The sequence below is a fragment of the Vibrio sp. 10N.222.46.A1 genome, assembly GCF_041473595.1.
GTDB lineage: Bacteria > Pseudomonadota > Gammaproteobacteria > Enterobacterales > Vibrionaceae > Vibrio > Vibrio tasmaniensis_A.
Window position 1 is genome coordinate 1 of the sequence record NZ_JBFRSN010001212.1, and the last position, 2162, is coordinate 2162.

At 44.4% G+C, this 2162-nt stretch carries 3 protein-coding genes; 1 reads left to right on the forward strand and 2 read right to left on the reverse strand.

Annotation, left to right across the window (positions count from 1 at the left end; translation table 11 throughout):
* A partial coding sequence (locus AB4496_RS25275; RefSeq protein ID WP_372132579.1) for a carbohydrate-binding protein occupies positions 1-169 on the forward strand: 169 nt, incomplete at its 5' end.
* Positions 170-289: 120 nt separating this feature from the next.
* Here the strand turns inward: AB4496_RS25275 and AB4496_RS25280 are convergent.
* Entirely contained in the window at positions 290-1138 is an 849-nt protein-coding gene (locus tag AB4496_RS25280; protein ID WP_009846122.1) for an alpha/beta hydrolase, read from the reverse strand.
* 193 nt (positions 1139-1331) lie between these two features.
* The gene (locus AB4496_RS25285) at positions 1332-1925 is read right to left on the reverse strand and encodes a TetR/AcrR family transcriptional regulator (RefSeq protein ID WP_009846121.1); all 594 of its coding nucleotides are present in this window, start codon (positions 1923-1925) and stop codon (positions 1332-1334) included.
* Positions 1926-2162: the final 237 nt, after the last annotated feature.

Genomic DNA, 2162 nt, shown 5'->3' on the forward strand with positions numbered 1-2162 from the left:
TACTTGTACTAACGCTTGGGATTCAAATGCGGTCTACACTGGCGGCGACCAAGTAACTCAAGGCGGTAAGGTTTGGGAAGCGAAATGGTGGACAACTGGTGAAGATCCAACAACGACAGGCCAATGGGGCGTGTGGAAAGAGATCGGCCCAGCAAGCTGTGCTAACTAAAAGTAGGGTTTAGCTAAACATTAACTAAACACCTAAAAGTAAAGGCCAACCAGATAACCTCTGGTTGGCCTTTTTATTATGTTTTCTTAATTGGCGTTCTACTTGCTTGATTCGTTAAACTTAGCCAATCAAGTTATCAAAACTCTCAAACACTTGCGGGCACTTCATCACTCGTCCGTGGCCTTGGCCTTGAGTCGCGATTAAGGTGACAAGATCCATTTCATAGGCTGCACGCTTCGACACATCAAACTTAGTAAACTTATCTTGTTCATCATGAACAATGATAGTTTGAGACTCACGAAGCGCTAGCTTTCCATAAGGATCAACAGATTGAATCGGGTAGTTAAATTGCTCTTCTACTTCTCCGACTACCGCCTCAAACAGTTTCATTGAGTAACCAGAACGAGCAACACTGCCAAATAGGTTTTCTAGATAATCCAGTACAGGTGCAATCAGCAATAACGGCTTGTTTTCCAATTTAACGTGCTTACATTCCAATGCAGACGCGGTACCCATGCTGTGACCGACCAAACCTGCTACCTCTCCCACTGAATCGAGAATGGCTTCAAGACCGTTCACAAACGCTGGGATATGACCATGTACGCCATCACTGCCACCGTGCGCCGGGTGATCATAAGCCAGAGCCGTAAAACCTTTGGCTGCAATATGTTCCATCAGAGGGAAGAACTGACTCGCGGTGCCAGACCAACCATGAGTCAGAACCCAAACTGGACCCGTGCCCAAAGAATACGTTTTTAAGACGCCATCACGACCTTTGATTTCACTCTTGATAAGCCCTTGCGGATCGGCATTTTTCTGCTCAGTACGCATTGGAGTGAGCAGCAGCTTACGTGCCGTTTTCTTTGCGTGGCTCGGTGCTAGGATGTAGTGCAGATTGGTTGTAGCGCCAATCAAGCTACGCTTGAAGCTGAACTTGTTCGATGTATTGAAATAGATTTTGTCACTCATGACCGTTCCTTGTATCGCCATCATTATTGGCGGATCGAGCTCGGCCCTAAAAATCGAACGACCGTGCTATTTGTTAGTATAAAAAATGGCGATAGCGCTGTTTATGACGGCTTGCCGCCACTTCTCTAAAATTTTGTTGTAAACCTTACTTCAGCAAGACTCACATGATTTGCGAGTTAACCTTCTGTATGTATTAAACCGCTTTCCAACTGGCTACCAAGCGCTCGACACCACTCCAAAAATGAGTGTGGCTCGCTTGTTGCCCTCGTAATGAGTAGAACAAGTTCGCACTTAAATAGAGACCGTACAACTCGAAGGTTGCCTGTTTCGGGTCTAAATCAGTTCTGAATTGTTTGCTTTCAACCGCTTTTGCTACCTGAATCGTCAAGTAATCAATCCACACTGAAATGGTTTTTTGCAGTGCCTTCTGAATCACAGAGGTTTCGCTGCCTGCATCTTTCCAAGCATCAATAAACATGCAGCTGCCTTGGAATGAATGATTCCAACCCAACCAATTGTCGAGCAACTGTTTCAATTTCGCTTCGATATCACCATCCCCCAGCTCTCTTGCGGGAATAATGACTCTCTCAGTGAATATGGCGTTGGAGTACTCGAGTACAGAGAGTTGCAGGTTTTCTTTAGAGTTGAAGTGCGCAAACAATCCACTCTTAGACATGCCACACTGCTTGGCTAACTCGCCAATCGTCAAACTCTCAAGCCCATTCTCACTCGCAAGCGCGAATGCATGGCTCAAAATATACTCTTTGGTTATCTTTCCCTTGCTCATTATTCACCAATAATAAATCTCATGTTTCATTTTTAGCACGTTCGTTCTTTTTTTCAAGGTTTTTTACTTAACCCTTGGTATTCATTTTGTCTTATCAAAGAACTGTGGAAAAATGCGACAGTATTCAAAGGAAATTGAAATCGACTAACAAAGGAAAAACAATGAACACACTTTGGGAACAGTTTGCGTTTTCGGCGTCAGTAACAGGCCCTATCTGTTTAATGCTGTTTCTTGGTG

Excerpts from the sequence above, each read along its gene's own strand:
- AB4496_RS25280 (WP_009846122.1), bottom strand. The coding sequence starts at position 1,138 with ATGAGTGACAAAATCTATTTCAATACATCGAACAAGTTCAGCTTCAAG.
- AB4496_RS25285 (WP_009846121.1), bottom strand. The coding sequence starts at position 1,925 with ATGAGCAAGGGAAAGATAACCAAAGAGTATATTTTGAGCCATGCATTC.